Source organism: Longimonas sp. (assembly GCF_046498435.1).
In the GTDB taxonomy this organism is placed as follows: Bacteria; Bacteroidota; Rhodothermia; order Rhodothermales; family Salinibacteraceae; genus Longimonas.
Genome location: NZ_JAWOAR010000147.1, coordinates 1 through 8,325, shown reverse-complemented (window position 1 = coordinate 8,325; position 8,325 = coordinate 1). Strand labels below are relative to the sequence as shown.

Annotated in this window: 2 protein-coding genes; both read left to right on the top strand. The window is 62.4% G+C overall.

What is annotated here, in order from left to right; genetic code table 11:
- Positions 1 to 917: 917 nt before the first annotated feature.
- Entirely contained in the window at positions 918 to 3,767 is a 2,850-nt protein-coding gene (gene alaS, locus R6U20_RS05480; protein WP_410336857.1) for an alanine--tRNA ligase, read from the top strand.
- A gap of 170 nt (positions 3,768 to 3,937) precedes the next feature.
- Complete coding sequence (locus tag R6U20_RS05475; RefSeq protein WP_410336856.1) at positions 3,938 to 8,221, top strand: DUF4011 domain-containing protein; 4,284 nt, start codon at positions 3,938 to 3,940, stop codon at positions 8,219 to 8,221.
- The last annotated feature ends 104 nt before the right edge of the window (positions 8,222 to 8,325 follow it).

The following is an 8,325-nucleotide window of genomic DNA, read 5'->3' as shown; positions in this document are numbered from 1 at the left end:
TCGCAGGCTCGCTCAAACAGGATCAATTTTCGAGCGCGTCCCTCCGGGCTTCGTCCGGACGGCCCACTTCTTCGAGGCCGGAAGGGCTTCATACCGCGGGGAGGTGTGAATCCTGTAAACGAAATACCCCCAAACAGATGACCTGAATGCGGATCCAATGGCACGGACGATCCAGTCGATCTAGCAAAGGGGGAAATAATTGAACAAGTGGTAAAGCAGGCAAACCTCTTGCCAACAAAATATCAAAGAGAAAGTTATGTGCAAGGACTAGCCGAGGAGGAAGGAACTGTGAGGTGTCACTTCCCAAGTCCCCCTCGGAGGAGGGGGATTTAGGGGGAGGGATTCCACTATCACACAACCCGAAAAAATATCCTTGACAGACTAGTGCTGTGTCACAGGTCATTCTATGGGCTAAACCAAGATGGATACGTGTGCCGTGCCGTCCCGAAAAGTTCCTGCTAAACGCCAAGGAGATGGTTCGACTGCGCTCACCATGACAGGCTTCGTGAGAGATGATTGCAAGGCGACCATCAAAATGAGGGTTGACAGAGCACTAGGCAGGTCAGCAAGATGTTGACGCTCCTCTGAATACGTGTACACTCTCATTGCTACGCCTCCGAGAGATAGATTCTGAATTTACCACCTGCCTTTTATAGTCTTCAATCTGGGTGGCGTTTTCCGCGTGGAGAAAAAGGACGCGGATTTGCGGAAACGGAGTCCAGAATCACGAGACACCACCCCCACAAACTGCATCCCCACAGTCAAGCGACGAGGATGCCTCACCTGCGGCGGTCCCGTCCCTGCTTCTGTGGAACGGAGCCCCCGGAGCGCGGATATCTACATCCGACCCTGGCACGGGCCTGCGCTTTCTCCTGTGCCATCTATAATTTTGTGTCTTCTAACCGGCTGTTCTGTCTATGTCTACCCCCGATCGCTCCGCTTCGGCCATCCGCCAGCAATTCCTCGACTTCTTTGCGGAGAAAGACCATGCTATTGTGCCGAGTGCCTCGATTGTGCCGGGGGGCGACAGTACGCTGCTCTTCACGAACGCGGGAATGAACCAATTCAAGGATGTGTTCTTGGGCACCGGCACCCGCGATTATAGCCGCGCTGCCGATACGCAGAAGTGCCTGCGGGTGTCGGGCAAGCACAACGACCTCGACGAGGTGGGCCACGACACCTACCACCACACGTTCTTTGAGATGCTCGGCAACTGGAGCTTTGGCGACTACTTTAAGCGCGAGGCCATCCGCTGGGCGTGGGAACTGTTGGTGGATGAGTGGGGCCTGGAGCCGGAGCGGCTGTACGCCACCGTCCACGAAGGCGACGACGCGCTCGGGCTGGAGGCCGACGAGGAGGCCGCTACACTTTGGGCCGAGGAGACGACCATTCCGGAGGCGCACATTCTGTATGAGCCTTCGAAAGAAAACTTCTGGATGATGGGCGACACGGGTCCCTGCGGGCCGTGCTCGGAGGTGCATGTGGATATGCGCACCGACGAGGAACGCGCGGCGGTGGATGGCAAGACGCTCGTCAATAAGGACCACCCGAAGGTCATTGAGATCTGGAATCTCGTGTTCATGCAGTACGATGCGCAGCCTGACGGTTCGCTGAAGCTGCTCGACAATCAGCACATTGACACGGGGATGGGCTTTGAGCGCATTACGGCGGTGCTGCAAGGCAAAGACAGCACGTACGACATCGACCTGTTCGAGCCGCTCCTGCAGGCAGTGGCCGATGCGTCGCCCCGCGAATCCGTGCGCGGGTACAACGACATTGATCTTGATGATGCCAACGAGGTGGAGGCGGTGCGCATTGCGCTGCGCGTGATTGTGGATCACATCCGTGCCATTGCGTTTGCGATCCTCGACGGCGTAACCCCCGGCAACGTAGGACGCGGCTACGTCATCCGTCGCATCTTGCGCCGGGCCGTGCGCTATGGCTACCAGACACTCGGTCTGCGCGAGCCGTTCTTGTATGCGCTCCTGCCCGCGCTCACTGAGGCCATGGGCGATGCCTTCCCCGGTCTCGACGAAAAACAGGGCTACCTCGAAAACGTCATCCGCTCCGAAGAGGAGAGCTTTCTGGAAACGCTCGGCACCGGACTCGACTTTTTCCAGACCGTGGTGCCGTATGTGCATCAGTCTCAGAAGGATGCCAAGGCCGCCCTCGAATCGCTTCAGGGGGATGCGCAGGCGATGCATCTGCTCACCAATGCGTACGTCGACCACGACGACCGTGCGACAATCGCCGAAGCCTTTGTCACCACCGCCGAGGCGGGCGCGCTGGCGGGCGAAGTCGCATTCCTGCTGCACGACACCTACGGCTTCCCCATCGACCTGACGCAGCTCATGGCACGCGAGGAAGGTCTGACTGTGGACATGGACGGCTATGAGCAGCTCATGAAGCGCCAGAAAGAGCGTGCCCGTGCGGCCTCGCAGTTTGGCGGCACAGGTGACACCGACGGCGACTGGCACACGGTGTCCGATGGTCCGCGCTCGGAGTTTGTTGGCTACGACACCACGCACCTCGAAGACGCTGCCATTCGTGCCGTGCGCACGGTGGACGATGATGACCGCATTGGCGCGCACATTGAACTGAGCCGCACGCCCTTCTACAGCGAGAGCGGCGGTCAGGTGGGCGATACCGGCACGCTCACCGTAGGCAGCGACACTGTGCGCGTGCTCGATACGCAGCGCATCGGCGATCGCATTGTGCACATGGTGGAGCGCCTGCCCGAATCGCTCGACGCGCCGGTTGAAGCGACCGTCGACGCCTCGCGCCGTCAGCACATCAAGAAGCATCACACCGCCACGCACCTCCTGCACGCGGTGCTGCGCCGCACGCTGGGCGAGCATGTGCAGCAGAAAGGCTCGCTTGTGGCGCCCGACCGGCTGCGGTTTGACTTCAGTCACTTTGAGGCCGTCACCGACGACGAGCTCCGCGCCATGGAGGTGCAGATCAACCAGGCCGTGCAGCGCAACATCGCCAAGCAGGAAGAGCGCAGCGTGCCGATGGACGAAGCGCTCGACCGCGGTGCCACGGCGCTCTTTGACGAGAAGTACGGCGACGAGGTGCGCGTCATTACGTTCGACCCGGACTTCTCGATGGAGCTTTGCGGCGGCACGCATGTCGATGCCACGGGCGAAATCGGGCTCGTGCGGCTGCTTTCGGAGGGCTCGGTGGCCTCGGGGATTCGACGCATCGAAGCGGTGGCGGGGGATGCGGCCGTGGATTACGTGGAAAGCGAACTGGAGACGCTCGACCGGGCGCGGAAGCAGTTTCAGGGATTGCAGCGTCCGCTCGAATCCGAAATCGCAGCCCTGAAAGCCGAGCGCGACGCCCTGCGCGATCAGGTGCAGGACTTGCAGCGCGCCCAGCTCGCTCAGCACCTGGATCGCATCATCGACGACGCCACCGAGGTGAACGGCATCACCGTGGCCACGGGCTCCATCGGCGAAGCAGATATGGATCTGCTGCAAGACCTGGGGCAGCAACTGCGTGATCGTCTCGGAGCCGGGGCTGTGGGCGTGCTCGGCAGCACCGATCCCGAAAGCGAGAAAGTCTACGTGGTCGCGTCGGTCGCCGACGACCTCATCGGCGCGCACGACCTGAAGGCGGGCGATCTGGTGGGCGAGCTGGGCCGCGAACTCGGCGGGGGCGGCGGTGGACGTCCGACCTTTGCCTCGGCAGGCGGACGCCACGGCGACAAGCTCGCTGCCGTGCTCGATGGGGTGGCCGATTGGGTGCGCGGACGGGTGGGGTGATGCCTGTGCTGCACGGTCTGCGGCGCTGGACGCGCTGTGTTGCGCTTGTGCGTGCTAATCAGCATGTTGATACCACGCGTTTCGCCCCGCAACCCTGTGCGCGTCTGGAATTGAACCACATCCGTCGCGTGCGTGCCGGGGCCGTCTTATCCAACCGCCCCTATTCTACTATGGCTTCTGTTGATGCGCAGCTCGATCGCGCACGCAAAAACGAACTGCTGGACCTCACCCTGCGCAACCCGCTTATCAGCTACCGCACCCTGAAGTCGCGGGGCGTTGAGGTGATCGACGAACGTGCCACACAGGTGCATCGTCTCTTGGTCGACGAGGAACGGCGCCTCTCCTTCAACAGCGTGAGCGATGAGCAGCGCCAGAAGCTGAATGGCGAATCGGAGGGCGAATTAGAGGCCGATCAATACGAACTGGTGTTTGGTCAGCCGGACGAATCAGCCGGCCCCGAAGAACCGGCTCCCGATACCGAGGCGAACAGCCCTGCCGAGCGCCACACCGACACGGTGCTGCAAACGCCGTACACCTCGCCGCAGCTCCAGCAGCGCCTGCTCAACACCTATTACCACGCGCAGCAATCGCTGCAGGAAGAAGGCATCAACACGCTGTATCTGGCGCTGGGTATGCTGCGCTGGTACCGCAGTCCAGATACAGACACCGAGCGGAGCGCACCACTGCTGCTCGTGCCCGTATCGCTCGACCGCACCGACGTGCAGGGCCGCTTCCGCCTCACCTACACCGGCGGCACCGTGGGCGGCAACCTTTCGCTGCGTGCGTTTCTGGAGGGCGAGTTTGGGCTCGACTGGCCGCTGCCCGATACCGACGACGCCCACAGCGCGCCGCTCGATGTGGCTGCCTACACCGAAGCGCTGCGCTCGGTCATCGAGGGACGGAGCCGCTGGTCGATCGCCCCGAATGCCATGGCGCTCGGCTTCTTCTCGTTCACGCGTTTCCTGATGTTCGAGGACCTCGACGCCGCCAACTGGCCCGAGGATCAACAGCCCGGCGACCATCCGGTGCTGCGCAAGGTGCTCGACGAAGGCTTTTCTGTACCCGAAGGGCGCATCCCCGACGACGCCCACCTCGACGACCACCTGGCCCCCGAGGACACCCACCACGTGGTCGATGCCGATAGCTCGCAGACGCGCGCCGTGCTCGATGTCAAACAAGGGTGCAACCTAGTGCTGCAAGGCCCGCCCGGCACCGGCAAGTCGCAGACCATCACGAACATCATTGCCGAGGCCATTGGGCAGGGGCAGCGCGTGCTCTTCGTATCGGAAAAGGCAGCAGCGCTCGATGTGGTTAAGCGCAACCTGGATCAGGTGGGGCTGGGCGATGCCTGCCTGGAGTTGCACAGCCACAAAACGCGCAAAAAGTCGGTGCTTAACGAACTACAGCGCACCCTCAAGCTCGGGCGCCCCACCGTCGACGATGCCGCGCAGCACACCGACGTATTCCTGCAAGCACGCCAGCGGCTCAACGACTACGCCGACGCCGTTAACACGCCCGTAGGACAGAGCAGCGTGCGTCCGTACGTGGCCTACGGCAAGCTTGCGCACCTGCGCGACGCCCTGAGCGAGGCCGAGCCCCCAACGCTCAGGCTGCCTACCGCCCAGTCGTGGACGAAGGATGACTTCGACACGCGCCGGTTTCTGGTGGAGCAGGTGGCGTCGCATCTCGACGGCATGGGCGTTCCGGTTCGCCATCCGTTTTGGGGATGCGAGAAGAAGGGCTACCTGCCCGAAGAGCAGGATGCGATTGAACAAGCCGCCCGCACGGCCCGCAAAGCGCTCCGCGCCCTCGAAGCCACCACCCAGGCGCTGGCCGAACAGCTTTGTCTCAACGCCCCCACCACGCCTCAGTCCACCGACCGTCTGGAGCACGCTGCCACTTGGGCCGCCAACGCGCCCGACCTGTCGGAGGTCAATGTGGAAGCCGATGTGTGGCGCGCAAACACCGACGCGCTGCACGAACTGGTTGAGGCCGGGCGGCGCTATGCCGAACTCCACGCCACCTACGACGACACACTCATTCCCGAAGCGTGGACGCAAGACGTGTTTGCCATGCGGCAGGCGCTGGCCAAGCACAGCTCCAAGTGGTACCGCTGGTTCATTGGCGACTGGCGACGCGCCAAAAGCGAGCTGGCTGCGCTGTGTCAGGGGCCGCTGCCCGACGACAGCGAGGACCGCGTGGCGTTGCTCGATGCCATTCTCGAAGCCCAGCGCCTCGAATCCACCCTTACCGATTACGATGCCATTGCTGCCGACGTCTTCGGTCCCGCCTGGCGTGGCCCTTCCTCCGATTGGGAGCGCCTGCACGCCATCACCGAAGCACTCACTGCTCTGCACGACGCCATCGCTGCGGACGACCTGCCCGCCGATGTGCTCGATGCGCTGCCCCTGTCCGACACCGCCGCGCTCGCCGATCACCTCGACACCCTGCACACGCGCCGCACGCGCTACCACGAGGCTGCTGATGCGTTTGCGACATCCGTTGCGCTAAATGCGGATGTGCGGTTTGAACAGGGCCCGTTGCACGATCAGCCGTACGACGTGCAGGCCGAACTGCTTGACCGGTGCGAAGCCGCCGTGCCTCGCATCCAACAGATGATTACCTACAACACCCTGGCGAACGACCTGGCTGCGAAGGATCTGGAGTCGGTCGAGCAGGTAGCGCGCACCTGGGATGAGGCGCCGGCGCATCTGGTCGATCTGTTTGACCGGGCCTACTACGCTGCACTGGTGCGGCGCGCTATTGAGGAGCGGCCTGCGCTCAAGACGTTTAGCGGGGAGCAGCACGAGCAGGTGGCCGAGAAATTTCGGGAGTTGGATCGCGCCTCGCTTCAGCACAACCGGCACGAGCTGGCGCTGAAGCACTACGAGCAGATGCCCCCGCCCAGCGGCGCCGGGCAGATGGGCGTGCTGATGCATGAGTTCGGCAAAAAGAGCCGCCACATGCCAATTCGACTGCTCATGCAGCGCGCCGGAAACGCGATCCAGGCGCTCAAGCCCGTCTTTATGATGAGTCCGATGTCGGTGCCCAAGTACCTGCCGCCCGCGAGCGCTTCGTTCGATCTGGTCGTGTTCGACGAAGCCAGTCAGGTGCGTCCAGTGGATGCCTTTGGCGCAATCTTGCGCGGCGACCAGACCGTGGTCGTGGGCGACAGCAAGCAGCTTCCCCCAACCGACTTCTTCGACGCGGCCATCGACACCAGCGGCGACGACTTTGCGCAGCAGGCGGGCGATCAGGAGAGCGTGCTGGACCTGTTTCGGTCGAAGGGCGCGCCCGAGCAGATGCTACGGTTTCACTACCGCAGCCGCCACGAATCGCTGATTGCCGTTTCCAACAAAGCGTTCTACGACAACAATTTAAACGTCTTTCCGAGTCCCAGTGCCGAGCAGGGCGAAATCGGTCTGGTTTACAACCACCTGCCCGATACCGTCTACGACCGGGGCGGGAGCCGCCAGAACAAGAAGGAAGCACAGGCCGTGGCCGAGCGCGTGATGGAGCACGCCCGCACGCGTCCCGATATGTCGCTGGGCGTAGCCACGTTTAGCTCAGCGCAGCAAGACGCCATCCGCGACCGCCTGGAGCACCTGCGCCGCGACGATCCGTCGTGCGAGTCGTTCTTCACCGGGCATCCCACGGAGCCGTTCTTTGTCAAAAACCTGGAGAGCGTGCAAGGCGACCAGCGCGACGTGATGTACATCAGCGTGGGGTACGGGCGGGATGCGAACGGCAAGGTGACCATGAACTTTGGTCCACTCAACCGTGAAGGCGGCGAGCGGCGCCTCAACGTGCTCACCACGCGCGCCAAGTATCGCTGCGAGGTGTTCACGAACCTCAACCCCGACGACATCGATCTGCATCGCACCAATGCGCGTGGCGTGCAGGTGCTGAAGGAATATCTGAAGTTTGCAGAGACCGGCGAACTCGACGTGCCCACAGTCACCGGGGGCGGCCCCGACTCGCCGTTTGAGAGCGCGGTCGCGCAGCGGCTTCGTAGTGCGGGCTACCGCGTGGAGCATCAGATTGGGGTGGCCGGGTTTTTCATCGATCTGGCGGTGGTCGACCCGGAGCGCGAGGGCCGCTACGTGCTCGGCATTGAGTGCGACGGCGCCACGTACCACAGCGCCAAGATGGCTCGTGTGCGCGACCGCACGCGGCAGGCGGTGCTGGAGAACCTGGGCTGGCGCATCCACCGCATCTGGAGCACCGACTGGTTCCGCACCCCCGATGACGAGATGAAAGCCACCATTGCAGCCATTGAGCGCGCACAGGTGGAGGCGAAGGCCGAGCGCAACCGCGAAAAAACCGCGCAGGCGCCTCATGCTGATGCCTCCAACAACAGCGCCTCCGACGACGAGGACACCTCGTCCGCTCCCCAACACGAGGAGCCGGCGATCAAGCGCGAAGCGGAAGAACCGATTGCAGCCAATCCCTAATTCTATCGATGCTCTCTACAACCATTTACTTATAAAACTCATAAAGCTCAATAATCTCATTATCAGGATATTTATTATTTTTTTCATCAATAAGCTTATTAAAC